20 protein-coding genes are annotated in these 24,924 nt (G+C 65.9%); 6 read left to right on the top strand and 14 right to left on the bottom strand.

Features of this window, described 5'->3' with window-relative positions:
- Positions 1-7: 7 nt before the first annotated feature.
- Together ACWDSI_RS14950 and ACWDSI_RS14945 are read left to right on the top strand one after the other, a co-directional pair.
- The gene (locus tag ACWDSI_RS14950; RefSeq protein ID WP_449757023.1) at positions 8-805 is read left to right on the top strand and encodes a helix-turn-helix domain-containing protein; all 798 of its coding nucleotides are present in this window, start codon (positions 8-10) and stop codon (positions 803-805) included.
- Positions 806-882: 77 nt separating this feature from the next.
- A complete protein-coding gene (locus ACWDSI_RS14945) occupies positions 883-1,368 on the top strand; it encodes a hypothetical protein (RefSeq protein WP_449757022.1) in 486 nt (161 codons plus the stop codon).
- Positions 1,369-1,492: 124 nt separating this feature from the next.
- Here ACWDSI_RS14945 and ACWDSI_RS14940 read toward each other — a convergent pair whose 3' ends face one another.
- Entirely contained in the window at positions 1,493-2,440 is a 948-nt protein-coding gene (locus tag ACWDSI_RS14940) for a hypothetical protein (protein ID WP_449757021.1), read from the bottom strand.
- A gap of 261 nt (positions 2,441-2,701) precedes the next feature.
- Here ACWDSI_RS14940 and ACWDSI_RS14935 point away from each other — a divergent pair, with 261 nt between their 5' ends.
- Positions 2,702-3,019: a DUF2853 family protein gene (locus ACWDSI_RS14935; protein ID WP_449757020.1), complete on the top strand. Its 318-nt coding sequence runs from the start codon at positions 2,702-2,704 to the stop codon at positions 3,017-3,019.
- A gap of 87 nt (positions 3,020-3,106) precedes the next feature.
- Positions 3,107-6,580, top strand: a complete 3,474-nt coding sequence (locus ACWDSI_RS14930) for a DEAD/DEAH box helicase (RefSeq protein ID WP_449757019.1) — start codon at positions 3,107-3,109, stop codon at positions 6,578-6,580.
- A 21-nt stretch (positions 6,581-6,601) separates the two neighbouring features.
- On the opposite strand, the gene ACWDSI_RS14925 is transcribed toward ACWDSI_RS14930, so the two are convergent.
- From ACWDSI_RS14925 to ACWDSI_RS14900, 6 genes are all read right to left on the bottom strand, one after another.
- Positions 6,602-7,684 (bottom strand): HNH endonuclease, encoded by a 1,083-nt coding sequence (locus ACWDSI_RS14925; protein WP_449757018.1) that lies wholly within the window; start codon positions 7,682-7,684, stop codon positions 6,602-6,604.
- A 73-nt stretch (positions 7,685-7,757) separates the two neighbouring features.
- Positions 7,758-9,137: an LLM class flavin-dependent oxidoreductase gene (locus tag ACWDSI_RS14920; RefSeq protein WP_449757017.1), complete on the bottom strand. Its 1,380-nt coding sequence runs from the start codon at positions 9,135-9,137 to the stop codon at positions 7,758-7,760.
- Between the two features lie 26 nt (positions 9,138-9,163).
- Positions 9,164-10,192 carry an ABC transporter permease gene (locus ACWDSI_RS14915; RefSeq protein WP_449757016.1) on the bottom strand — a complete coding sequence of 343 codons (1,029 nt, stop codon included), beginning with the start codon at positions 10,190-10,192 and terminating at the stop codon, positions 9,164-9,166.
- Positions 10,193-10,196: 4 nt separating this feature from the next.
- Entirely contained in the window at positions 10,197-11,837 is a 1,641-nt protein-coding gene (locus tag ACWDSI_RS14910) for a sugar ABC transporter ATP-binding protein (RefSeq protein ID WP_449757015.1), read from the bottom strand.
- Entirely contained in the window at positions 11,834-13,198 is a 1,365-nt protein-coding gene (locus ACWDSI_RS14905; RefSeq protein ID WP_449757014.1) for a sugar ABC transporter substrate-binding protein, read from the bottom strand. The genes ACWDSI_RS14910 and ACWDSI_RS14905 overlap by 4 nt, the downstream gene beginning before the upstream one ends.
- A 41-nt stretch (positions 13,199-13,239) precedes the next feature.
- On the bottom strand, positions 13,240-14,451 hold the full coding sequence (locus tag ACWDSI_RS14900) for an acyl-CoA dehydrogenase family protein (RefSeq protein WP_449757013.1): 1,212 nt from the start codon (positions 14,449-14,451) through the stop codon (positions 13,240-13,242).
- Between the two features lie 305 nt (positions 14,452-14,756).
- Between ACWDSI_RS14900 and ACWDSI_RS14895 the strand changes: the two genes are divergently transcribed.
- Complete coding sequence (locus ACWDSI_RS14895) at positions 14,757-15,185, top strand: DUF4440 domain-containing protein (RefSeq protein WP_449757065.1); 429 nt, start codon at positions 14,757-14,759, stop codon at positions 15,183-15,185.
- Between the two features lie 36 nt (positions 15,186-15,221).
- Here the strand turns inward: ACWDSI_RS14895 and ACWDSI_RS14890 are convergent, their stop codons facing one another.
- The 4 genes from ACWDSI_RS14890 to ACWDSI_RS14875 form a co-directional block, all read right to left on the bottom strand.
- On the bottom strand, positions 15,222-15,614 hold the full coding sequence (locus ACWDSI_RS14890; protein WP_449757012.1) for a hypothetical protein: 393 nt from the start codon (positions 15,612-15,614) through the stop codon (positions 15,222-15,224).
- Positions 15,615-15,743: 129 nt separating this feature from the next.
- Positions 15,744-16,718, bottom strand: a complete 975-nt coding sequence (locus ACWDSI_RS14885) for an adenosine deaminase (RefSeq protein ID WP_449757011.1) — start codon at positions 16,716-16,718, stop codon at positions 15,744-15,746.
- A gap of 60 nt (positions 16,719-16,778) precedes the next feature.
- The gene (locus ACWDSI_RS14880) at positions 16,779-17,750 is read right to left on the bottom strand and encodes a ketopantoate reductase family protein (RefSeq protein ID WP_449757010.1); all 972 of its coding nucleotides are present in this window, start codon (positions 17,748-17,750) and stop codon (positions 16,779-16,781) included.
- 21 nt (positions 17,751-17,771) lie between these two features.
- A complete protein-coding gene (locus tag ACWDSI_RS14875; RefSeq protein WP_449757008.1) occupies positions 17,772-18,965 on the bottom strand; it encodes a TY-Chap domain-containing protein in 1,194 nt (397 codons plus the stop codon).
- Between the two features lie 263 nt (positions 18,966-19,228).
- Here ACWDSI_RS14875 and ACWDSI_RS14870 point away from each other — a divergent pair, with 263 nt between their 5' ends.
- On the top strand, positions 19,229-20,464 hold the full coding sequence (locus ACWDSI_RS14870; RefSeq protein WP_449757007.1) for a lipase family protein: 1,236 nt from the start codon (positions 19,229-19,231) through the stop codon (positions 20,462-20,464).
- Between the two features lie 605 nt (positions 20,465-21,069).
- Here the strand turns inward: ACWDSI_RS14870 and ACWDSI_RS14865 are convergent.
- From ACWDSI_RS14865 to ACWDSI_RS14855, 3 genes are all read right to left on the bottom strand, one after another.
- Positions 21,070-22,692 (bottom strand): long-chain fatty acid--CoA ligase, encoded by a 1,623-nt coding sequence (locus tag ACWDSI_RS14865; RefSeq protein ID WP_449757006.1) that lies wholly within the window; start codon positions 22,690-22,692, stop codon positions 21,070-21,072.
- Between the two features lie 140 nt (positions 22,693-22,832).
- On the bottom strand, positions 22,833-24,011 hold the full coding sequence (locus ACWDSI_RS14860) for an epoxide hydrolase family protein (protein ID WP_449757005.1): 1,179 nt from the start codon (positions 24,009-24,011) through the stop codon (positions 22,833-22,835).
- 158 nt (positions 24,012-24,169) lie between these two features.
- On the bottom strand, positions 24,170-24,646 hold the full coding sequence (locus ACWDSI_RS14855) for a DUF1942 domain-containing protein (protein ID WP_449757004.1): 477 nt from the start codon (positions 24,644-24,646) through the stop codon (positions 24,170-24,172).
- Between the last annotated feature and the right edge of the window lie 278 nt (positions 24,647-24,924).

Here is a 24,924-nt window from a genome sequence, read left to right as displayed (position 1 = left end):
GTCGCCGATGTGCGCGCTGCACGGCCGGGCGACAAACTTCGTGCCGCCCGGACCCGCCCGAACCGACGGCGACGTGCCGCCCGGCCCCGCCCGGATCCGGGCGGCCGGGTCGCGGCGGCTACCGCCAGTGAACTCTGTCTACCGTTATGCTCGCGGAGTGACCGACGACGCATTGATCCGGAACCAGTCGGGGACCGCACGCGAGCGTCTCGTCGACCAGCCGGTGGAAGAACTCGAACTCGAGTCCGCCATCGCCCACAATGTGCGTCGGTTGCGCAGGCAGGAAGGCCTGTCGGTGGGCGACATGGCCGCCAAGGTGGGCATCTCCAAGGCGATGCTCTCCAAGATCGAGAACGCCCAGACGTCCTGCAGCCTGAGCACTCTCGCCGCGCTGGCCACCGGCTTCGACGTGTCGGTCACCTCGCTGTTCCGTGGCGCCGACCTGGAACGGTCGGCGGTGTTCGTCAAGGCGGGCGAGGGCTCGCACATCGTGCGGGAGGGCTCCCGCGAGGGGCACGAGTACGAGATGCTCGGGTCGTTGCGCGGCGAACACAAACGGCTGGAATGCCTGATGGTGACGTTGAGCGAGAAGTCGGTCACCCAGCCGCTCTTCCAGCATCCGGGTACCGAGTTCATCCACATGCTCGAGGGCACCATGGACTATGCGCACAGCCGCTCGGTGTATCGGCTCAGTCCCGGCGACTCCCTGCAACTCGACGGCGAGGGCGCCCACGGTCCGGTGGAACTCGTCGAGCTGCCCATCCGGTTCCTCTCGGTGATCGCCTTCCCCGACTCGGCGATCTGAGCCGTCACCGTCGGTAACGCCGAGCGCGTCTGCGACGATAAACGCGCAACCGCATCCGACTTCGGGGAGGAACACCCATGCCCGTGACCGAGAAGTCTCCGCCACGCCACGCCCGCATCGCACGACGGCTCGTGGCGGCACTGGCGGCGACGATCGCGGCCGCCGGCATCGCGACCACCCTCGGTACCGCTGCAGCCGAAGCAACGGTCACCTCGGTGACGGTGTCGGCAAACCCGGACAAGACGCTGGGCACCTACTGCCGGCACGCCATCACGGTGAAGACCAACGTTGTGCCCCGTTCGGCGCTCTTGCCGGTCGACTTCTACGACAACGGCAAGTACTTCGGTAGCGCCACGCCGAGCACCTACGGTCCGAGCGCGGTGCGGGTGCTGTGGACCCCGGGCACGACGGGCCGGCACGTCATCACGGTGCGGCAGTACTCGGGCACCCCGAACACCACCGACCCGCGCAAACCGCCATTCCTCTACAGCTGGAGCCTGCGAAGCGTCCAGGTGTCGGTGAAGCAGGGCGTCGACCTCGGTAGCGGCTGTCTCACGTTCTGACCTTCTGACCAGGCGCCGCCATCGGTCGGCCGGTTCCCGCGGGGCGTGTCTGTTCCCGCGGGTGGTCGACGGTCTGCGGGAGCGGAGAAGGTCCGCGGGAGGGCTCATCCTCGGCCGACGACCGTCACGCCGCGGTCAGCCCCACCCGCGTGAGCCACCGCAGAACCTTCTCGACGACCCGTCCGCACTCGAGATCGTCCCAGATCCAACGGATGACCATGATTCCCTGTGCGCGTAGTGCATCCTCGCGCGCCTTCTCGCGCAGCACCGTCTGCTCGATGGTCTCGCCCTTGCGCCGGTCGCGCAGATATTTGCCCATACCGTCGAACTCGCCGACAACCCTTCCCGCCCAATCGAAATCCGTTCGGGCGATGAACTCGCCGGTGTCGTCGAAGAACTCATGCTGTAGCCGTGGCGACAGCACACCCGCGTCGATCATCTGGGCGCGGCTCCACGACTCGCCCGGGCTCTCTGCGAGCCCGTCGGCCCACGACAGCGCGCGACGGGCGTGCGCTGCACCCTGTCGTCGACGATGCGCGAGGATGGAGCGCAGTGCGCCGGGGTCGGCGCCACGTCGAAGCGCGGAGTCGAAGACAGCCAGTGCGCCCGCGAAACCGTGCGACGCCGTGCAGGCGATGTCGACGGCGGTCCGCTCGAGGCTTGTCACACGGTGACCGTCGACAACCACGATCTGCTCGTGCGGTACCGGCCCGACGTGGCGATGCTGTGAGGCCGTGCGGTATCCGCCGTTGGCCTCGGTCGTCGTCGAGTGCACGCGCTTCAGGATAGGTTTGAGCATCTCGAGTCCGTGCATCACCGCCGCCGACTGATGACTGAGAACGATGTCGGCGCTTCGCATCTCGGCGATGGCCAGTGCCTGCAGGCGATGCAACTGCTCGGGTGTACGGTCGGCGGACTCCACGCACACGCCGCGAACGACGGCGACGATCTCACCGCGGCGTCGCGCTGTGCGGTACTGGTCGTCGGTGAAACCGGCAGCCATCGCCGCCGCGTGGTAGATCAGGCCGTGACGGTCCTTGGGGAATGGGGTGCTCGGGGGAGATGGGTTCATGGCGGTTGGACGCCGTCGCCCACCGACTCGCTCCACGACCTTCCACAAGCCGGGCGCATCACTTCCCGAACAGGTTCGCCTCGGCCATTTGCGCGGGTCGTATTCGCTCGCGCGGGCCGTCGACCACCCGCGGCAGCGGACACGAACCGCGGCAAGCCGGTGAACACGCGCTAACCGGACAAGCGACCCATATCCATGTCACGAGATGGGCGCGGGCGTAGCGTTGGCGTCGTAAGGGATCTCAACCAACGGAGGTATCCGATGTCCGAAGCTCGTGAGTCTGTCCTCGCATACGTTCCCGACGCCGACACCGCGGTGGTCGACAAGATGGCCTCGACCTACGCGCTGGTGCTGCGTGATCGCGACGCCGCCCTCGTCTCGGCCAGTGACCCCGAAGAACTCAAGACGGTCCGCGAGAACTTCCTGAAGAAGAAGCTCGGCCTCACCCAGAGCGACGCCGACCTCGATGCGGCGATCAAAGAGGTCCTGGACTCCATGAAGGACGGCAAGTCCAATCCGCGGCTGGCGGTGTACTACAAGCTCGCCGACAAGTTCGGCAAGCTCGACGTCTTCAAGTAGCCCGGTCTCCTGGGCGGCCCGAGCCGAGCTGTGCACAAGTCGGCTCGGCGCGATCGTCTCGTCGGCGTCCGCGCCTACGCTGTGCCCATGCCCGATCTCCAACCCCTCGTCATCGGTGAAGACGCGCTGATCGACGAGTTCGGTGCCGCGGCTCTCGCACGGGGCACCTTGTACGCGCGTCAACACCGTGTGATGGTTGTGCGCTGGTCCGACGACGAACTCACGCTGACCGGTCGATGTCGCGGATCCAACGGCCAGATCTACACCACCACGATCGTGTTCACCCGGATTGGTGGCGAACGGGCGCTGCTCCGTACCCGTTGCACGTGCCCCGTGGGCGGCGGCTGTAAACACGGTGTGGCCCTTCTGCTCACCGCCGGCACGGTAGATCGCGACACCGAGCCGGTGCCCGCACCCGTTCGCGACCAGGGCGCGTCGTTATCCACTGTGGCACAACCGAATCCGCCGACCAGATTCCCACCACAGTGGCGCACCGTTCTCGGGGAGCTGGGTGAGTCATCTGCGAACGACCCCGGTACCGAACCGTTGGGCATCCTCGTCGAGTTGCCGGAACCGACCGGCTATCTGCCGCGGCCTGCGCCCACCCTCCGCCTGGTGGCGCCCGGCAAACGAGGCACGTGGGTGCGGACCGGTGTGCATTGGCGCATGTTCATCGGGTCGCCGCTTGTGTTCTCGTCGGCCATCACCGCAGCGTTCGACCGATTCGATCCCGCCGTGGTCGCTCCGATCCGCGCCATCGTCCGTGCGGTCCGGGCAGAGTCGCTACACGGGTTCGACGATGTGGTCACGCTCACCGACGCACCGACCGACATCTGGGAACTGCTGGCCGCGGCGCGCGACGCCGGGGTGACTTTCGTCGCGCACCAATCCACCGGTGCTACCCGCGTTGAGCTGATCGACGGTGCGCGAGCGGGTATCACGATCAGCCGTGACGGTTCCGACGCGGTGGTGACGCCACGGATCGAGGTTGATCACGCCGCGTGGGACGGCCAACCGGTGGGGCTGATCGGTCGCGCATCACCGCACGGCATGTTCAGCAGGGTCGACGATCTGCTGCTGCTCGGCCCGTTCACCGCGCCACCGTCGCGCACCGCGTTCGAACAGTTGGTGAGCTCTCCGTCGCTCCGCATCCCGGCCGAGGACATTCCCGAATTCGCTACCGGAGTGCTGCCGGGACTGTCGTCGTACCTATCGGTGGACGTGCACGACGGTGCCATCACGATGCCCGAGGTGGTGGGTCCGATCCCGGTCCTCACGTTGCGGATGACCGATGACGGTGGTGCCCACACGTCCTGGTGCATCGGCTACCGCGTCGACGAACGCCTGCGCACCTTCGACCGGGGTTCACGAACCGGCGGTGCGTCGTATCGGGATGCCGACGTCGAGGCGCGGATGTGGTCGGCTGCCCGACCGGCCTTCGAGAAGGTCGCCAACGCGTGTGCCCGATGGCACCAGCAGGCGCAACGATACGTGCGACAATCACAGCGGCACAACGTAACTCATCACAATCGAGGGTCGCTCGTCGCGGTGGCCGATCTCGCCGCCGACCCCGACGCCGCGATCAGCCGCGCCGACCTCGACCTGCTACTGCAGACCTACACTCTCTCGCCGTCGGACCTCGCGATGATATGGACGACGATCCTTCCGGAACTCACCGACGGCGGCCTGATCGACGTCGTGATCATCGGCGACGACCCGACCTACCGGCTCGCCGAGGGCGCACCCACCATTGAGATCGGCGCCGACGATTCGCCCGACAACGACTGGCTCAACTTGCGCATCACCGTCGAGATCGACGGCCACGCCATCCCGTTGCCCGACGTGCTGCGCGAACTCTCGGCGGGCACACGCTACATGCTGCTCGCCGACGGCGTCTGCTTCTCGCTCGACAATCCCGAACTGATCCGGCTGGCCGAACTCGTCGAGGAGGCCGAGTCGCTGGGCGAGGTGGATCGCGGCCGGATTCGCCGCGGTACGGTCCACGCCACCCTGTGGGACGAACTCCTCGCGCTCGGCGTGATCGACGAGCAACTCGCCCAATGGCGTTCACGCATAGCCACACTCGCCGACGCCGAACCCCCGACCACGGGTCCGGCGCCTGTGCTACTGCACGCCGAGCTGCGCGACTACCAGAGCGTCGGCCTCGACTGGTTGCGGTTTCTGTGGCGCAACAGGATAGGCGGGATCCTCGCCGACGACATGGGCCTGGGCAAGACGGTGCAGACCCTGGCGCTGGCGGCCGATGTCGTGGCCGACGATCCGGACGCCCGCATCCTGGTGGTCGCACCCACCAGCGTCGTGGGCAACTGGATCCGAGAGGCGCAACGCTTTGTGCCCGATATCCCGGCCGTCGCGGTGTCGGCGATGGGAACCAGGTCCGGCATCTGCCTCGATGAGCGCATCGGTGATGCACGAATCGTGGTCACCTCCTACACGCTGCTGCGACTGCAATTCGAACGCTTCGATGAATTCCGGTGGGCGGTGGCGGTGTTCGACGAGGCGCAGTTCGTCAAGAATCACCACAGTAAGGCGCATCAATGTGCGCGGCGGCTCGGTGCGGAAATCAAGGTGGCCATCACCGGCACGCCGATGGAGAACAACCTGATGGAACTGTGGTCACTGCTCTCCCTCACCGTGCCGGGCCTGTTCCCGTCGCCGAAGACCTTCACCGAGTACTTCCGCCGGCCGATCGAGAACGGCAGCAATCCAGGCCGACTGGAGTTGCTGCGCCGTCGGATTCGGCCGGTCATGTTGCGTCGCACCAAAGATCAGGTGGTCACCGACCTGCCGCCGAAACAGGAACAGGTGGTGACAGTGGAACTCTCACCGCGTCACGACAAGATCTACCAGACCCACCTCACCCGCGAGCGCGAGCGCGTGCTGGGACTGATCGGCGACTGGGACGAGAATCGCTTTGCGATCTTCCGCTCGCTCACCGTGCTTCGGCAACTCAGTCTGCATGCAGGTCTCGTCGATGCCGAACATGCCTCGGTGGCGTCGGCCAAGATCGACTACCTCGCCGACAATCTCCCCGAGCTGGTCGCCGAAGGTCATTCCGCGCTCGTGTTCAGCCAGTTCACCGGTTTCCTGTCGTTGGTCCGCGAACGCCTCGACCAACTCGGCATCGAGTACCGCTACCTCGACGGTTCGATGAGCGCGAAGCAACGGGCCGCGGCGATCGAGTCGTTCAGCGGGGGATCGGCGCAGGTGTTCCTGATCAGTTTGAAGGCAGGCGGTTTCGGTCTCAATCTCACCGAGGCAGACTACTGCTTTGTGTGCGATCCGTGGTGGAACCCTGCCGCCGAGGCGCAGGCCGTCGACCGTGCGCACCGAATCGGGCAGACCCGGCCGGTAACGGTGTACCGCTTGGTGTCTGCCGGCACCATCGAAGAGAAGGTGGTGGCCCTGCAGGCGCGAAAGCGGGAGCTCTTCGACGCCGTCATCGACGACGGTGAGCTCTTCGGTACCGCGATCAGCGCCGATGATGTGCGAGACATGTTGAGCGGCAGCAAGTCTGATGGTCACGAGGCCACCGACTGACGCACACCCTGTTGCTCGCGACTACCATTCGCCCGGCCAGGCGAAGTCCACCCGCGAGAGCAGCTCGATGTCCCGGGTTCCCCGCCACACGGGTGTCGACTCGGGTTGGGTGACGTACAGTCCGTGCGCGGCGTCGACGACACGCTGAAACTGGCTGGGCCAGTTGATGGATGCGGCCAACTCATCGAGGCGGTCGCGCCCCCGGCCCAATGCTCGCGACACGTGGACCGGATCGGGTAGCAGGTCGGACTTGTTGGTGTTGCAACGCGGACAGGAGAGCACCAGGTTGCTCAGACCGTCGATGCCCACCCGCGACCACGGCAGCACATGGTCGACGTGGGAGTCCGTGCGTAATCGCGCGGCGCAGTAGAAGCAGTCGCGGCCGAACTCGTCGGCGAGGAGTGACCCCGGCCGCTGCAGGGATACCCGGTCGGAGCCGAACAGATGCTGCGCGAGGTCGGGACCCTCGTCGAGGACGTTCTTGTTCATCCGGCGGACGTCGTCGACCCAGGCGAGCTGGAAAGCGGGTTTGAGCAGTGGTGCGAGCCGGGCGAGGGTGACGCACACGCCGGGGAAGAGTTCGATGCTGTTGTTGTGCGCGGCAATCACTTTCACCGAGTCCGTACCGAGCCAGGAGTCGTCGTAGAGGAAGCACTCGTGTGGTGCTCCCGCGCCGACGCGTTGTAGCAGCGCCAGCGGATACCGCACGAGGTTGCGTTTGACGGTGAGTAGGGACTGCGCGTACACGCCGGGCGCGTGTGCGCCGGTGGTCTCGAGTGGCAGATCCCGCAGGCCGGGCGTTGCTGTCGCGTCACGCAGGGCCGACACCGCCGCGAACACCACGCCCCGACCGTCGTTGGATTGCCGCAGCACGTGGCCGTCCAGGGGGCGTAGCTGTCGCCAGTACAGGTCGATGACGCGATGGGCCAGCGCGTCGAGGTCGACGCTGACCGCGGCGTCGGGGTCGGCGGGGACGGACTCCACTGCGATCTCGAGCAGCGCCACCATCGTCGCCAGCTTGTAGGTGGCCGTGCGATGCCCACCCTCGAGCACCGCGACCAGTTTCTGGCCAAGGGTCAGCGGGTCCGATCCGGGTGCGGACATGGGCTCAGCCTAAGCCCGCACCCGCTTCGGCGTTTCCTCCCGCCAAAGGTTGTCGGTTGACGCGCCCACCGCGTCAGACGGCAACCTCTGCCGGCGCCTGCGCAAAGGCTCCCCGGTACTGCGCCGCCGGATGCCGATCGTCGAGCAGATCGGAACCGAACAGCTTGGCGCGTGTGGTGCCGGGTGCGTACTCCCGCTGCGCCAGACCGCGGTCCTGCAGCACCGGGATCACGTGGTCGATGAACTCGACGTAGCTGCCGGGGATCGTCGCGTTCACCACGTTGATTCCGTCCACCCCCGCGTCGCGCCAGCGTTCGAGTTCGTCGGCGATCTGCTCGGGAGTTCCCACGACCCGTGAGCTGCGGCCTTGCAAGCGGCCGAGATCTTCGATGGTGGGCTCACGTCCGTCGACCGATTCGCGGACCCAATCGAGCACGCTGCGAATGCCGTCCGTCTCGATCGAACCGAGCGGCGTATCCAACGGGTGGCTGCCGAAATCGATACCGATGGCACCCGACAGGTGGGCGATCATGGCGTCGAGGTCGATGTTCTCCTCGAGTTCGGCCTCCTTGCGTCGCGCTTCCTCTTCGGTGCTGCCGATCACGAAGTGCAGACCCTGGAAGAAGGTGAGGTCGTGCGGATCACGGCCGTACGACGGTAGCCGCGACCGGGTGTCGTCGATCAGCGCGCGGGCCTGGTCGGGTCCGGGGGTGATGATGAACTGCGCCTCGGCATTTCGTGCCGCGAATTCGCGTCCGGCCGCCGACGATCCCGCCTGGAACAGCACCGGAGTACGTTGCGGGGAGGGTGCCACCAGATGCGGACCCTCCACGCGGTACCGCTTGCCTTCGTGGAAGATCTTGTGCACCTTGCTGGGGTCGCCGTGACGCCCGTTCACCTTGTCCTGTAGCAGCGCGCCATCGTCCCACGAGCCTTCCCACAGCTTGTACACCACGTCGGCGTACTCGTTGGCCCACACGTATCGTTCGTCGTGTTCCTCAAGGTCGGCGTAGCCGAAATTGCGTGAGGCGTTGGACAATCCGCTGGTCACGATGTTCCATGCGATCCGCCCGTTCGACGCGTGGTCGAGCGTGGAGATGCGGCGGGCAAAGTTGAACGGATGCTCCTGGAGCACCGAACTGGTGATCGCGATGCCCAGGTCTGTGGTGTTGTAGGCGATGGCCGAGGCGATCACCGACGGATCGTTGCTGGGGATCTGCAGCCCCGCCTCCACATACTTGCGGTAGCCGCCGTCGTAGTCGCCGTAGAGGCCGACGACGTCGGCGAAGAAGATGAAGTCGAACTTGCCGCGTTCGAGTTCTTTCGCCAGGTTCACCCAGTGATCGAGTGAGTTGAAGTTCACCTGCTGGGAGTCGGGCGTACGCCAAAGCCCCTGCAGGATATGGGATGTGGTGTTCATGACGAAGGCGGAGTAGCGGAGCGGTTTGGGCATGGGGGATCTCCTTGATCGAGAAGTGTCTATTTGACGATGAGCTTGCGTTGGGACGCCATGGTGAACACGGCGGCCACCACGATGACCAGTCCCTTGATGATGGTCTGCGTGTAGTCGGCGGCGCCGATCTGGTTGAGGCCGTTGGACAGTACGGTCAGGATCAGCACGCCGAGCACGGTACGGGCCACGCTACCCACGCCACCGGAGAGTGCGGTGCCGCCGATCACGATGGCGGCGACGGAGTCGAGCAGAATGGTGGAGCCCAGGGTGGGCCCGGCAGCACCGAGCTGCGCGGTGAGGAGCAACCCGGCCAGCCCGGCCGTCACGCCGGAGGCGATGAGCACGAACACCTTGACCTTCTTGGTGGCCACACCGGCGAGCTGCACCACGCGTTCGTTGCCGCCGACGGCGTAGGTGTACAGGCCGATACGGGTGCGCCGGGAGACGAACCAGACGATGGCGAACACCACAAGGGCGATGACGGCGGCGTTCTGGAGATTGGGAATCCATTGTCCGACGGCCAGATTGCGGATTCCCGTGTCGGTGAAGTTGATGGTGGAGCCCTCCAGGATGGTCAGCGCGATGCCGGAGAACAGCGAGAGGGTGCCCAGGGTGACGATGAACGACGGCACCCTGCCGTAGGCGAACACCACGCCGTTGAACAGTCCGATCACACCGCCGACACCGACGGCGATCAGAATCGCCAGCGCCGGATTCGCGATGCCGGAACTGATCAGATAGGCGATGACGGTTCCGGTCAGCAACGCGATGGAACCGACGGAGAGGTCGATGCTGCCGGCGATCACCACCAGGGTGGCACCGAGCGAGGCAAGCAGCAGAATGCCCGCCTGACCGCTGATCAAGGCGAAATTCGCGGCGCTCCAGAATGCTTCGGCGCGCAGGGAGAAGTAGACGATGAGCGCGGCGAGCGCGAGCAGCGGCAGCACATCGCGTGCCACGTTGGGCCGGCGGAGTACGCCGAGAATCGTCTCGCGGGTGGGTAGGGCCGGGCGCACCAGGGTGGCGGCGTGCTCGACATTGGTTTCGGCGGTCATGGTGTCATCCGTTCGTGGTGGGTTCGGCGGCAGTGAATTTCGCAGTGGCAGGTGGTGCAGCGCTGAGTGCAGGTGCGGCGCGTTCGAGATCGGCGTGTTCGCCGGCGGCGGGAATCATCAGCGCGACGAGGTCGTGTTCCTCGGGTTTCGTCTCGGCGGGGGCGTCGGCGATCGCGACGAGGCGTCCGCCGGTCACCACGCCGATGCGATTCGACAGTCCGATGAGTTCGGGCAGATCGTCGCTCACGAGCACGATCGCCGTGCCGGTTGCCGCGGCGGCGCGCAACAGGTCGTAGATCCCTTCGCGGGCGCCGGTATCCACACCCTGGGTCGGTGCGTCGAGAATGAGCACATCGGGCTGTCGAACAAGCCATTTGGCCAGCAGCACTTTCTGTGCATTGCCACCGGACAGCGAGGAGACGGGCGCATCGATGCCCTCGGCAACGATGTCGAGGTCGTCGACGTAACGCCGGGCAATTGTGCGGGCACGTCCCTCCGCCCACAGCCCCACCCGCGGGGTGGCGAACAGGTCGTGGAGCGAGGCGAGCTGGATGTTGTCGACGATCGACGCCGCGGTGATCAGACCCTTCTCCGAGCGGTCCGGCGGCACGTACGCGATACCGGCCGCCACATGGGAGCCGATGTCGCCGTCGACCTGAGTGCCGTTGACGGTGACTGTTCCGCCGGTACGTGCCACCGCACCCGCGATGATCTCGCCCAGCACCCGCTTGCCGGACCCCTCGGTGCCGGCGAGCCCGAAGATCTCACCGGATCGAACCTCGAACGTCGCCTCGCGTAACACCCCGGCGCCGGACAGGTCCCGCACGGCCAGCCGAGCGGGAGCGTCGTCGACGCGGTTCTGCGCGGTCTCGCGGTAGTAGTTCTCGGTGCGTACTCGTCCCACCATCAGCCGGTGCAGTTCGGTCTCGTCGGTGCCCGCGGTCGGGCGAACGGCGATCGACTGGCCGTCCTTGAACACCGTGATGCGGTCGGTGGTGTCGAGGATCTCCTGGAGCCGGTGCGAGACGAACACCACCGCCGCGACCCCGCGAAGTCGTTGCAGCAGATGAAGGAAGTTGTCCTCGTGTTCGTGATCGAGCGCGGTGGTGGGTTCGTCGAACAACACCACCGGCCGTTCGATCTCCAGCTTCTTCGACAGCGCGCTCACTCGGGCGATGTCGAGACTCTGCTTCTGGCCGGGGGTGAGGCTTCCGGTGGTGGCGGTGGGGTCGAGGCCGTCGATCGCCGCATCCGACAGCGCCTGCTCGGTGGCCCGGATCAGTCCGCGCCGATCGAGAAGCCCGCGGGATCGGAAGAGGTGTTCCCAACCGAAGAAGGTGTTCTCGTACACGCTCAGGTTGTCGATCAGGTTGGCCTCCTGGAACACCCGGAAGATGCCCAGCCGGTTGGCCTCCTGATAGGTCTTGGGCGCGATGTCGGTGCCGTCGAGCCGTAGCGTCCCCGAGTCGTAGGGCAGCACTCCGCTCAGGATGTTGAGGACGGTGCTTTTGCCCGCCCCGTTCTCGCCGATGAGCCCCACCACCTCGCCGTCACCCACCGTGAGGTCGACGCCGCGCAGGGCGCGGTTGGCGCCGAAACTCTTCACGATGCCGAGCGCCTCGAGACGCGGCGTGCTCGCGGTCATTGGTTCCTCCCGTAGGGTGACGGCCCGAGGACCGGCGATCGATAGTGGTCGCGGTAGAGCGCGCGAATCCGGTCGAAGTCCCCGTTGCGCCGTGCGGTGAGATACGCGTCGGGGTAGGTGAATCCGTCGGGTTTGGCGATGCCCGGCCACACCTTGTCGAGGTCTTCGGTGGGATAGGCGTCGAACTGCAGATCGAAGTCGTCGGGATGCTCGGTGCGCGACAACAACTTCACGTCGAACGATTCACCGATCGGTGTGTCGACGTAGCGCGATTTGAATGCCTTGACGTTGTCTTTGGTGATGATCTCGGCGTGCCAACCGTAGATGCGTTCGGCCGGTTCGGGTTTCCATCCCCGCAGCCGGTCGTGGAACTGTGCGACCGTCACGAAGGACGGATAGGCGGGCACGTTGCCGGTGGTGACCAGCTGCCGCCCGTTGAGCACACGCTCGATCCCGGCCTTCGAGCCGTTGGCGCCGACGACGAAGACATCCTTGCCCGGCACCTTGCCGGCGGCTTCGATACCTGCCACCACGCCGGTGGCCGCGTCGTCGTTGACCGCGACGATACCGACGGTGTCCGGGTAGCGGGTCAGCAGCGAGGTGGCCGCGCGCTGCGACAGGTCGGCGTCGTACTTCGCGTGGAGTTCACCGGCAAACCGGATCTTCGGATACTTCTTCAAGGTGTCGTGAACAGCAAGTCTGCGTTGCGCTTCCAGGCCGTCGATGGACGGGTAGAAGCCTCCGACGCGGACCACGGTGCCCTGTTCGCCGATCTGTTTGGCCAGCACGTCGACCGCTTTGCCGACCGATTCGTACTCATCGGGGATGAGGAACGAATTGTAGTTGGACCCATAACGATCGCTCTCCCACGGCGTGTACCACGACGGAGCGTTCCACGCTGCTTGGAACACCACGCCGTTGCGGTTGGCGTCCTGGGCGAGCGTGGGAAGTGCACCCGGATCGTTGAGTCCGACGAAGATTCCCGTGGTCTTCTGAGTCAGCAACTGGCTGAACTGATTCGACTGCACCGCCGAGTCGCTCTTGCCGTCGAGCACCACCGGTTTGTAGCCGAGCTGTTCGGCAGCCGCCTTGTAGGCGTTGGCCCATTGCACCTGATAGTCGCCCGTCGACGACCAGTTCAGCAGCGCGAACTGGCCGTCGGTGTAGGCCACCGCGCCTGCTCGCGCCGCAGTGCTGCGACCCGTCGCGGCCAGTGCGCCGCCGGCGGCCACCACGGCTGCGCTGCCGGCGAGTAGTTTGACGAACTGTCGTCGGCCAAGGCCGTAGGTGTCCAGCTTCTCCAGCACCGAATCGATGACACGCCTGTTGTCCGGATCGCGCTCGTCGATCTCTTGCACCATTGGTGTTGCCTGCCTTGTCTTCTCCGTTCGCTGAAGGTTGCTCAGAAGTAGCCGTTGGTGGGCAGCGGCTGGTCGAGCAGGACGCTCGCACCGATGGCCTGGGCCTTGAGTCGGGTGGGATTGTGCAGGGTGATGGTGCGGATGTTGCGCCAGTGCCGATCGAGGTCCTTGCCGCGGCTCGACGCCGACGCGCCACCGGCCTCGAACAGCAATGTGGCTGCGCGGGTGCCGATCTCGTCGATCACCGCCTTCACCTTCGACGCGGCCAGCGCGGCGGCCTGTGCGAGTTCGGGGTCTTGGATGCCGTCGACCGCCGAATCGGTGGCGGCGTCGATGGCCTCAGCGGCGACGAGGACGGCGGCCTCGGTGACGTAGGCCAGCGAGGCGAGTTCGCCGACCACCTGCTGCAACGACGGATCCTGCGCCGGAATCGGCGACGAAGCGTGTGAGAAGTTTCGGCTCCTGTTGTCCACCAACACCTTTGCGTCGGTCACGATCGAACGCAGTATCCCCGCGACGATGGCGTGCAGGTACAGCTGCACAAAGGAGCCCTGGGTCGACTGCGGCGGCGTCTGATCCAGCGGGAACTCGCGCAGGATGTCGTCGGCGTAGACCTTCACATCGGTGAACCGTGTGGTGCCCGATCCGGTGCGGCGCTGCCCGAATCCGTCCCAGTCGTCGAGGATCTCGACGCCGTCGCGGTCGGTGGGGATCACCACCGAGGTGAGGCTGGTGCCCTTGACGGTCCAGATGCTGACGTAGTCGGAGAACAATGTGCCGGTGGTGTAGAACTTTTCACCGTTGAGCACAAAATGGTCGCCCTCGGGCGCGAGGGTGGTGTTGAACTCGAAGTCGCCGGCCGCCTTGGTACCGCGTTCGCTGGTCGCGTTGCCGAACACCCTGCCCTCGGCGATCAGGTCGAGGAATCGTCGGGCGTTGTCGGTGTCTGTCGCGAGAAACTCTTCGGCGAGCCAGAAGTGGGTGCGGTAGATGTGCGCCACAGTGGGGTCGGCGGCAGCGAGATCGATGACCCGGGCGAACAATTCACGCAGTGTGACGCCCGCACCGCCGAGCTCGACCGGCAGGCGCAGCTTCCCGTATCCGGCGGCTGCTACCTCTCTGACCTGCTCGAATGGGTTGACGTTGTCGATCTCGCGTTGCACCGCACCGTCGGCAACTCGGGCCAGGACGGCGGGAAACGTGCTGACGTTCAGCGGTGCGACGGACGCGGGTGCGGGCTGAATCTGGGTCATCGGAATCTCCTTCAGGTATTTCGCGCAGGCCACATCAGGCACCGGGTGCGGCGCCGACGATGGGTTGAGTGGTTCACGGTGGAACCGGTCCGCATGGGCGGACCGCATGTTCGATCTGCGACGAAACTACGGGCGTGTGTACGCGATGCGGAAGCTATCGGTGCACGCGGCGTAAAAGGGAGGTGACTCCCGAGGGCTTATGCCGCAGGAGCAATGATCAGTAACTGTGGATGGCCCTCGGCGGGGCGGCGCGACCCCTGACAAGGCCTTGACCCGAACCTCACTTGAGGTCTTAGTGTGTGGCCATGTCATCCAGACCACACCTGCACCGCGCGAATAGCGACGCCGAAGCCGCCGTGGAGCGCTTGATCGATCACCTCCAAAGAGGCTTCGACATCGGCAACGCGGACATCTACGACGAAATGTTCGCTGAAGACATTCTGTGGGGGACGCCCAAAGGGCTTGTACTTGAAGGCTACAACCGTCTCAACCCCATTCATCATCGAATGATGGACGGGGTACCGGTCGCACCCGCGTCACGATTCGAGCTGGCACAGATCATGCTGCCGGCACCCGATGTTGCCGTTGCCCAGATACGACGAACCGCTCTTAACGGGGGCTTCAGTGAGATGGCGATGTATGTCCTGATCAAACACGAGGGTCAGTGGTGGGTGGCTGGAGGGCACAACACACCGGTCAACGATCGCCTACCCCCACCCACACCGAACCGCTGACACGGTCGTATCCACAGAATGTGACAAGTACTTGTCTCAGGGCTGGGTGGGCCAGCGGGTGATGAGCGTGATCGGCGCGTCGCGGTTGGTGATCCCGACGATCACTCGTCCGCCGTCCTTCTGCGCGGCCTCTTCGACGAGGCGTTGCGCACTGGTGCGGACCATCAGTCCGCGGCCGGGGACGAAGAACGGGACGTCGCGCGACTTGGGGTCGGGACCGGCCGACCAGTAGGGGCGTACCGCGGGATCGTCGAGGATCGATTCGACGCCGGTGCCCGCGATCTTCATGGTCTCGTCATGGGTGAAAACGATGTAGGTGGTGTTCCCGTGAGTCTCGGTCTGCGCGGCATGGGCGTTGCCGGCACCGGTCATGGTGATCCCGCCGACGGCGAGCACTCCGACGATGAGTGCGAGTGCGCGGTTCTTCATGTCTTCCCCCACGAGTCTGCGGACAGAGCACAGCTCTGCGTGGACAGACCCTAACAGGTGGGATGTGTGCGGGTGTGGTGTCGCGACGGTGTGGGGGTGTGACCGGTTACCGGCTTCGCCGGGACCGGGTCACGTGGTGGTGTCGTCGGGCGTCGGAGAGAACGATGCGGCGAACGAATTGGCTGCCAGCACAACGAGTTCCTCGTCGTCGACGCCGAGCTCGTCGCGGATCGCGACGAACGTGTCGCCCACATAGCCGCCGAAGTAGGCGGGGTCGTCGGAGTTGATCGTCACCAGCAGTCCCGCGTCGAGCATGCGCGACAGTGGGTGGTCGGCGAGCGTGGGCACACACCGCAGACGCACGTTGGACAGCGGACATGCGGTCAGTGGTGTCCGGTCGGCCGCGAGGCGCCGGATGAGGGCAGGGTCTTCGAGGGCGCGGATTCCGTGGTCGATCCGTTCGACGCCGAGCACGTCGAGCGCCTCCCAGACGTACTCGGGTGGTCCCTCCTCGCCGGCGTGCGCCACCACGTGCAAGCCGGCCTCGCGTGCACGATCGAAGACCGGTGCGAACTGACCGGGCGGGTGTCCGACCTCGGCCGAATCCAGGCCGACACCGATGATGGAGCCGAAGTGCGGGGCCAGCGCGTCGAGGGTGGCGTGGGCGTCGGCAACCGGTGTGTCGCGCAGGAAGCAGGCGATGAGGTCGGCGTGGATGCCGGTCTGCGCCGACACGGCGTCGAGGCCGCTGCGCAGTCCGTTCACGACGGCGCCGATGGGGACGCCGCGCGAGGTGTGTGCCTGCGGGTCGAAGAAGATCTCCGCGTGGCGGACGCCCTGCGCGCCCGCGCGACGCAGGTAGGCCTCGGCCAGATCGGCGAAGTCGCGTTCGGTGCGGAGCACCGCCATGCACGCGTAGTAGAGGTCGAGGAAGTGCGGCAGATCGGTGAACGCGTGGGCGCGGCGTAGGTCGTCGACAGAGGCGTAGGGCAACTCGACACCGTTGCGGGCGGCCATGTCGAACACCATCTCCGGTTCGAGGGTGCCCTCGATGTGCAGATGCAGTTCGGCCTTCGGCAAGGCCATCAGCGCCGCGTCATCCATGGGTGCTGTCCCTCTTCTCTGTCGTCGAATGTGTGGTGAGGCGGCCCGTCCTGAGGTGGGCTAGGAGGAGTCGAGCGCGCGCAGGGCCTCGGTGGGATCGAGGCTGCCCGGTGGGCGCTGCTCCCGGGCGAGGCGCACGATCTCGTTCTGCACCAGTTCATTGACCGGTGTTGCGACACCGTGCAGTCGGCCGAGCAGGACCACTTCGCCGGACAGGTAATCGATTTCGACGCTGCCCGTGCCGCGCGCGACGCTCTGCCAGGTGGAACTGCCGAGACTGTTCTCGCCGGTGTCGCGGCGGTGGATGGCGTCGGCACGGCGTTGTTTGTCGGTGGCTTCGGAGATCACGTCGATACCTGCCGCTCCCACCACGGCCTCCCCTTCGGCCCGCGCACGACGACACAGTTCGGTGAAGGCCGGATCGTCGCGCCGGAACCCCGCGTCGATGCCGTTGACCAGATTCATGATCAGTTTGCGGTACTTCCACGCCATGATGTTGTCTCGGGGCTCCGACCAGAACTCCGCGGCGCGCAGTGCGGTCGAGATCTCGTCGGCCGTCGGGTCGGTACCCATGGGATACGAGCCGATGTCGAGGATGCCCGGGACATTGTCGGACCCCTGGATCACCACACCCGGCTCGAGGTGCAGCGCCGGCAGCATGACGCAGATCGAGTACACGTTGGGGAACACCCGCAGCAGTTCTCGTTCGTTGGCGACGCCGTTCTGCGCCGACACGATGGGCGTCCGGCGCGGGGCGTGCGTGCGCAGGTCCGCGAGAGCCGCCGCGGTCTGTTGGGATTTGACGCACAGCAGCACCACAGTGTCGTCGGTCCATCGCACGCCTGCTGCGCCCGCGGCGGTCACCGCGTCGATTGCGTACCGGTGTCCGGCCGTGTCGAGGAGGAGGCCGTGGTCGCAGATCGCCTGCAGATGCGCCCCACGGGCCACCAGCGTGGTAGGGACACCTGCCAGCGCGAGGTGCGCTCCGATCACACCGCCGACCGCGCCGGCGCCGTAGATGACGAAGTGCATGAAATCCAGCGTAGGCGCGGGTCATGCGCCCTTGCTCTCCACTTGACGGACCGCCGACTCGAGCAACCCCACGAAGTGCTCGTAGAAGGCGGCGACAGGGTGGTGTGTGGTGCTGCTTCGCGCCGCTTCCTGGGCCAGGGCGCGGCAGACGTCGAGATACTCCACGAGGCGGTCGATCTTGGCGTTGGTCAGGTGCACGATGCGTTCCGGGGTGAGGCCCGTGGAGGTATCGATCTCGAAAAGTGTTTGCAGCCCAACCGGAATGGTGCTGTGCGCGCACGTGTGTGCACCGGGACCACCGGCGTTGAGGGCGTCGACGATGTCGAAAGCGGCCTCGCGGAGGAAACGCAGCCAGGTACACAGGGCCAGTGCGAGGTTGTCGGGGTGGAACACCGCGCCGTCGAAGATGCGTCGTGCGTAGACGTGATCGTCGCTGACTGTGAACGCGATCTCCGGCCAGGCCGCCGAGTGCTCGACGATCAGGCTGCCGAGAAGTGCGGGGTCGGTCAGCCGGTGGGTGAGCGTGGTGACGAACTCCAGGCTCGGTCCGTGCGGTGTTGCGAAGATCCCCCACGGCGGCGAGTCGAGGTCGGTGGGCATCACTTCGATCCACCCGTCCTGAATGGTCAGGTCCTGACGTAGATCGTCGGCGACGAGGTCGCGGGCCAGGTGCAGCAGGTGGTCGTCGTCGGTGGGCACGATGATCCCGGGAGCATCGGATAGCGGCGGGCTCGCGGGCGAGGCCGGATCGGGGACCGCGCTCAGTCGGCGACCGGGCGTGGTGCCGGGCCGCGGCAGATCGGGTACCCGCCGGAACGGATTGTGGATGGTGACGAACGACGGATGCGCGAAGCCCCACAGTTCGCGCAGTGTGCGGCATGCGAGAGTGCTCAACGTCGCGACACTGCGCTTGCCCGATTCCGCGATGTGTTGGTCCTTGCGGGGTAGATAGCGCCAGCCGAGGTCGGCGAGATCGCGTCGGATCGCGATCCACTCGCGGCGGCCGCCGATGGGGAGCGCCGACCCACTGATGTTGCAGCGGATGCGCCCGGATCCGGTGATGGCGACCACGATCAGCGGGCGATAGGTCAGGCCGTCCTGACGTGCGATCTCGACGAACTGCCCGGGCTCGAGATCACCCAGCTGCGGGAGCAGCGTCGCGCTGAATTCGGACCAGGCGTCGTCGATGAGATCGTCGAAACTGCTGGTGGACATGGGACCCCCGATCGTCGTGCGACACGCGCCGCTATACGAATGTGTGTTCGATGAAGACGGTATGTGAGGGGTCTGACAATGAGGATGACTACCCGATACCGCGAGGTCACGGACGTATGGGCGCCTCCTGTGACCGGTTTCTCACCGGGAATCACGGCCTACTCGTACGCGTTGGAAACAAGCGGAGCAGAATGTTTCTTGAAGGCGTTGTGACGTTGGTGTCAGCGGCATGGGGGCGACGCGCACATGAATAGGGGACAACGATGTCGAAAGCAGCCGAACAGGTAGCACCTGAGGGCGAGGTGACTCAACGCAAGCCGGTGTTGCCGGTCGACGACCCGTTCTACGAGGCACCCGACGACCTCGGCGCACTCCGGCCGGGCGAGATCATCCGCAGTCGGCAGGTGGTGCTCAAGAACTTCTGGGTGTCCCACCACCGGGCGTGGCAGTTGCTGTATCGCACCAGCGACCTCAACGGGATGCCCGACGTCACGGTCACCACCGTCGTGATTCCCGACGGGCACACCACCGAGCACCCGTTGCTCTCGTTCCAGGGCGCCATCGACGCGGTGACCTCGCAGTGTTTCCCCTCGTACGCACTGCAGAAGGGGGCCGAGGCCTCCCGCAGCGTCGCGCCGTTCGAGTTCATGGTGGTGCGGCGCGCACTGGCCAAGGGGTGGGCGGTGAGCATCCCCGATCACGAGGGTTTGAAGGGAGCGTGGGGTGCCCCGCGCGAACCGGGCTACCGCGCGCTCGACGGCGTCCGCGCCACCCTCGCATTCGAACCGCTCGATCTGCGCGCCGATACCCAGATTGGGTTGTGGGGGTACTCCGGCGGCGGCATGGCATCGTCGTGGGCGGCCGAGATGGCGCCCACCTATGCACCCGAACTCAACATCGTCGGCGCGGTGCTCGGATCGCCGGTGGGCGACATGGCCGAGGCGTTGCTGCGCCTCAACGGCGGATTCCATGCCGGGCTGCCGATCCTGGTGATCGCCGGCCTGCAGCGCGTCTATCCGGGGCTGAAGAAGGTCATCGACAAGTACGCCACGGAAAGGGGCCGCAAGTACCTCGCCGAGGCAGTGGACCTGCCGACGGGTGATGCCATCCGGCGTTTCCGCAATCACGACCTCGACGACTACCTCTCGGCTCCGCTCGCCGACGTGCTGGCCGAGCCGGAGATGGTCGAGATGATGCGCGACGTGCAACTCGGCACCCACAATCCGGGCGTGCCGCTACTCGTGATCCAAGCGATCCACGACGAGGTGATCGCCGCCGCGGATGTCGACGAGCAGGTGGCCAAGTACCGGGAGCACGGTGTCCCGGTGACGTACGTGCGTGACCTTGTGGCCGAACACTATTCACTGCTGGCACTGTCCGGGCCGCTGGCGGTGAGCTGGCTCTCGCATCGGTTCGAGGGCCGGCCCGCGCGTGATCGGACCGTTGCCGCGGTTGCCGGTCAGCCGCGACCGAAGTTGCGGCTCAATCCTTTCGGCTGAGACTCAGGGTGAGTGCGTCAGTAGAAGATCGAGTAGACGATGTGCATGATGGATTCGTAGAAGTTCCAGAGTGCGGTGAACATGGTGATCTCCTTAGATAGCCAAAGCACAAGTGGCTCTGGGGTTATGACTGCTTCCTCAGACTGCGCGCAGTGCTCCGGGAGATCAAGGGGCGGTGTGGTCGAGCGCCGCCCGTACCGGCACTAGCTGGGGGAATGGCGTCAAAGGCCATTCATCCGATTGTGGTACATCGTCAGTGGTCCGGTCCGGTCGCAGCACTACGCCCGGCGACCGTGCGATCACGGGCCGGGCGTAGCGCTACGGACTGACGGACCAGATGTCAGATGATGCTGACGACCAGGTTCCAGATAGATGCGAAGACATTCCAGATGGCGATGATCATTGTATTTCCCTTCTGCCGCAGGAACTTCAGGGATATGCGTCCTGCGCTTGCCTCATCAGCATCCCGAGAAGCCCGGTAGCTGAGAATGGGGAGAAGTCCCCCCGTGCTCGGCAATCTCGCCGTGATCTGGCAAATGTGTATCGGCGTTCATCTGCGCGACCGACACGACGGGACGTGATCAGGCGCTGATGCCCGGGAGCGGTCAGAGCCGCGTGACCGACAGGTCGCCGTCACGGAACTGCGAGCGCAGCCGCTTCTTGTCGAACTTGCCGACACTGGTCTTGGGCACCTCGTTGATGATCGTCCAGTTCTCGGGGAGCTGCCAGTGGGCGACCTTGTCGGACAGGAACTCTCGCAGAGATTCGGGGGTGGCCGACGAACCCTCGCCTAGTACGACGGCCACCAGCGGGCGTTCGTCCCACTTGGGGTCGGGCACTGCGATGACGGCGGCCTCGATCACGTCGGGGTGACCCATCACGGCGTTTTCGAGGTCGACCGACGAGATCCATTCGCCGCCGGACTTGATGATGTCCTTGGTGCGGTCGGTCAGCGTGAGGTAGCCGTCGGGGGTGATGGTGCCGACGTCGCCGGTGCGCAGCCAGCCGTCGTCGAACTTGTCGGCGGCGTCGACGCCGTAGTAGGAGCCGGTGATCCATGGTCCGCGGACCTCTAGTTCGCCGACCGTCTTGCCGTCGTGGGGGAGCACCTCACCCTGGTCGTCGACGAGCCGCGCCTGTACCGACGCGGGGAAGCGGCCCTGGGTGTAGCGGTAGTGCCACCGCTCTTCGCCCTCGGTGCCGGCCGGTGGGCGTGCCACCGATCCGAGCGGAGACGTCTCGGTCATGCCCCAGGCGTGGATCACTTCGACGCCGTGCTCCTCCTGGAAGACGTGCATCAGCGACGGCGGCACCGCCGACCCGCCGATCAGGACGTCGTTCATGTGCGAGATGTCTTGCGGGCGGTGCACGAGGTACTGGTGCAGGCCGAGCCAGATGGTGGGCACCGCGGCGGCCACGGTGGGCTGTTCGGCGGCGAGCAGCGCGGCGAGCGGTTCGGGCTGCAGGAACCGGTCGGGCATGATCAGCGACGCCCCGATCATGAACGCGGCGTAGGGAAGTCCCCACGACATCGCGTGGAATTGGGGGACCACGCACAGTGCGCGGTCGCCCTGTTTGAGTGCGGGTCCTTCGGTCATGCACACCTGCATGGAGTGCAGGTAGATCGAGCGGTGGGAGTAGACAACGCCTTTCGGGTCTCCGGTGGTGCCGGAGGTGTAGCACATGGCGGCGGCCGACCGTTCGTCAACTTCGGGCCAGTCGAAGGTGACCGGTTGTTCGGCGATCAGCGCCTCGTAGGAGTGCACCGCCACGCCGTCGGGGGCTTCGACGCCCTCGGTGGAGTCGCCGGTGACGATGATGTGTTTGATGGTGGTGAGGTGTGGGAGCTGCGGGTTGAGCAGCGCGACCAGCGTGGGGTCGACGATGACGACGTGGTCTTCGGCGTGGTTGGCCACGTGGATGAGCTGCTCGGGAAACAGACGGATGTTCAGGGTGTGCAGCACCGCGCCCATCGACGGCACCGCGAGGTAGGTCTCGAGGTGCTCGGCGTTGTTCCACATGAAGGTCGCGACGCGCTGGTCGCCGTCGACGCCGAGCCCGCGCAGGGCGTGTGCCAGTTGGGCGCAGCGTCGACCCACCTCGGCGTAGCTGCGCCGGCGCGACCCGTCGCCGGTCCAGGTGACCACCTCCGCGTCACCATGCACGCCGCTGCCGTGACGCAGCAATTGAGCGATGGACAGTGGGGCGTCTTGCATCGTGCTCAGCATGGGATTCCTGCTCTTCTCTTCGGGGCGGCGACGGCTCGCGGGCGCGTCGGGGGTGGGGCGACCGGTTCCTTCTGAGCTTTGCACGCGGCGCGTGCGTCGGGGTGCGGTTTCGCCGATCAAATCGGACATTGCCCGAGGGGTCAGAGTCGCGGTTCCGGCGGTGTCGGCGGACGGAAGGGGCGGAAGAAGGTGCGTAGTTCGTCGGCGTAGGTGTCGGGCACCTCGAACGGCGCGAAGTGGCCGCCGTGCGCGGGTTCGGACACGTAGACGGTGTTCGCCGTGCGTTCGAGCCAGGCCCGCGGTGGACGCACCACGTCACCACCGAAAATCGTGAAACCTGAGGGTGTTTCGACGTGGCGGGTGCGTTGCGCGACGGGGATGGCGGCGTTGGCCCGGTAGGTGCGGATCGACGATCCGATAGTGTTGGTGACCCAGTACTGCGTGATGAGGGTGAGGATCTCGTCCTTGGTGTAGACGCTTTCCAGGTTGCCGTCGCAGTCGCTCCAGGAACGCAGCTTCTCGACGATCCAGGCAGCGAGACCGACCGGCGAATCGGCGAGACCGGCGGCAGCGGTTTGCGGTTTGGTGCTCTGGATGGCGGCGTAGGCGCCCTCGGCGGCGGCCCATTGCTGGGCGCCGCTGAGCCATGCCTGTTCGTCGGGGGTGAGGGTGGCGGGGTCGATGCCGGGCGGGGGCAGACCGGCATCGGTGCGGTGTACGGCGATGACGCGGTCGGGGTGATCGAGCGCGAGGTAGCGGGCGACGTGGCTGCCCATATCGCCGCCGGCCACGGCGAACCGGTGGTAGTCGAGGGCGGTCATCAGTTCGGCGTAGAGCCCGGCGATGTCGCGCGTGTTCAGGGTGGTGTCGAGTGGGTGTGCCGAGTAGCCGAACCCGGGCATGTCGGGGACGACGACGGTGAACGAGTCGGCCGGGTCGCCGCCGCGGGCGGCGGGGTCGGTGAGCAGCGGGATGGCTTTGAGGTAACGCCAACACGAGTCGGGCCACCCGTGGGCGAGCAGCAGCGGCATCGACGGGGTGCCCGCGGTGGACTCGGCGTGGATGAGATGGATATCGAGGCCGTCGACGGTGACAATCTGGTTCGGGTAGGCGGTGAACGCGGATTCGGCTGCGGGCCCGTCGAAATGGTGAAGCCAGTAGTCGGTGAGTTCGCGGAGGTAGGCGAGGTCGGTGCCCATGGACCATCCGGAGTTCGACGGCGCATCGGTCCATCGGGTCAGCCGCAGTCGGGTGTGCAGATCGTCGATGACGTCTGCGCGGGTGCGCGGAACGAAGGGTCGGGGGCCGGTGGCGGGCATGGGTTCAGGGTAGGACGGGCAGGCGGCGGTAGCGGCCACGCGACGAAGCGGCGAAGGCTGACAGCTCGTGTGGCGTGCCATCGATGGCACATCGGCGCCACACCCTCAGTTACCAGATAAGTGAAGGTAAGTGTCCACGGTGCCGTCGCTTGTGGCGGCTACGAGGAGGATCCGAACGGCGAGACCGGCTGCTTGGGCTGCGGAGTGGTGCGCCACGTTATCGTCCACTTCGCGAGGATCTCGCCGAGCGGGGCTTCGTACTCGATCATGGTCGGGCGGGGCCCGGAGATGCCGAATGCGACGATGCCCTTGACACGTTCGCCCGCCGGTAGGTCACCGGAGTGCAGGTCGGTGTAGGTGTAGTCGGGCTCGTCGTAGGTGGTTCCGTCGTCGGCTTTCGCGATGAAGTACAGCGGATTGACCGGCACTGCGCCACGCGTCGCGTCGATGGTGACGACGAAACTGAAGGTGTCGCCGCGCATGCTGATATTCGAGACATCGACGTATCCGGCCCAGTCGTCGTCCGCGATGTAGCGCGATGTCGACGGTGGGTCCGCGTACGCGGCCGGCAGCGCAATGCCCGAAAGAATGGCGAGCAGAAGGGTGGCGAAGATTGTTGTGATGACGGTGCGCACGGCTGTCCTAATCAATTCGATGACGAATGTTTGTGGTCACGATAACGAGAGGGTGTGACAATCCCGGGCGCGCTTCGAGTGCAGTCGATTTACGCCGTGTTCTGGTCAGGGCGAGGCGCTTCGGATAGGTGGTAAGTAAGCCTGCACTATGAGGCTTTGGGCCAGCTGCCTCAGAGGCAAAAAGGCTCTTCCGGATTCAGAGTGCATGCAGTCGTTCTGCGAGTTGGCCGGAGTGGATGAGTGACCGCAAGATGTAGTGGTTGAGGTTGCGGAAGCCG

This window comes from Gordonia sp. NPDC003429 (assembly GCF_053588575.1).
This window is presented reverse-complemented; position numbering and strand designations above follow the sequence as displayed.

Coding starts and splice junctions, on each gene's coding strand:
- ACWDSI_RS14950 (WP_449757023.1), top strand. CDS start 8: ATGTGCGCGCTGCACGGCCGGGCGACAAACTTCGTGCCGCCCGGACCC.
- ACWDSI_RS14945 (WP_449757022.1), top strand. CDS start 883: ATGCCCGTGACCGAGAAGTCTCCGCCACGCCACGCCCGCATCGCACGA.
- ACWDSI_RS14940 (WP_449757021.1), bottom strand. CDS start 2,440: ATGAACCCATCTCCCCCGAGCACCCCATTCCCCAAGGACCGTCACGGC.
- ACWDSI_RS14935 (WP_449757020.1), top strand. CDS start 2,702: ATGTCCGAAGCTCGTGAGTCTGTCCTCGCATACGTTCCCGACGCCGAC.
- ACWDSI_RS14930 (WP_449757019.1), top strand. CDS start 3,107: ATGCCCGATCTCCAACCCCTCGTCATCGGTGAAGACGCGCTGATCGAC.
- ACWDSI_RS14925 (WP_449757018.1), bottom strand. CDS start 7,684: ATGTCCGCACCCGGATCGGACCCGCTGACCCTTGGCCAGAAACTGGTC.
- ACWDSI_RS14920 (WP_449757017.1), bottom strand. CDS start 9,137: ATGCCCAAACCGCTCCGCTACTCCGCCTTCGTCATGAACACCACATCC.
- ACWDSI_RS14915 (WP_449757016.1), bottom strand. CDS start 10,192: ATGACCGCCGAAACCAATGTCGAGCACGCCGCCACCCTGGTGCGCCCG.
- ACWDSI_RS14910 (WP_449757015.1), bottom strand. CDS start 11,837: ATGACCGCGAGCACGCCGCGTCTCGAGGCGCTCGGCATCGTGAAGAGT.
- ACWDSI_RS14905 (WP_449757014.1), bottom strand. CDS start 13,198: ATGGTGCAAGAGATCGACGAGCGCGATCCGGACAACAGGCGTGTCATC.
- ACWDSI_RS14900 (WP_449757013.1), bottom strand. CDS start 14,451: ATGACCCAGATTCAGCCCGCACCCGCGTCCGTCGCACCGCTGAACGTC.
- ACWDSI_RS14895 (WP_449757065.1), top strand. CDS start 14,757: ATGTCATCCAGACCACACCTGCACCGCGCGAATAGCGACGCCGAAGCC.
- ACWDSI_RS14890 (WP_449757012.1), bottom strand. CDS start 15,614: ATGAAGAACCGCGCACTCGCACTCATCGTCGGAGTGCTCGCCGTCGGC.
- ACWDSI_RS14885 (WP_449757011.1), bottom strand. CDS start 16,718: ATGGATGACGCGGCGCTGATGGCCTTGCCGAAGGCCGAACTGCATCTG.
- ACWDSI_RS14880 (WP_449757010.1), bottom strand. CDS start 17,750: ATGCACTTCGTCATCTACGGCGCCGGCGCGGTCGGCGGTGTGATCGGA.
- ACWDSI_RS14875 (WP_449757008.1), bottom strand. CDS start 18,965: ATGTCCACCAGCAGTTTCGACGATCTCATCGACGACGCCTGGTCCGAA.
- ACWDSI_RS14870 (WP_449757007.1), top strand. CDS start 19,229: ATGTCGAAAGCAGCCGAACAGGTAGCACCTGAGGGCGAGGTGACTCAA.
- ACWDSI_RS14865 (WP_449757006.1), bottom strand. CDS start 22,692: ATGCTGAGCACGATGCAAGACGCCCCACTGTCCATCGCTCAATTGCTG.
- ACWDSI_RS14860 (WP_449757005.1), bottom strand. CDS start 24,011: ATGCCCGCCACCGGCCCCCGACCCTTCGTTCCGCGCACCCGCGCAGAC.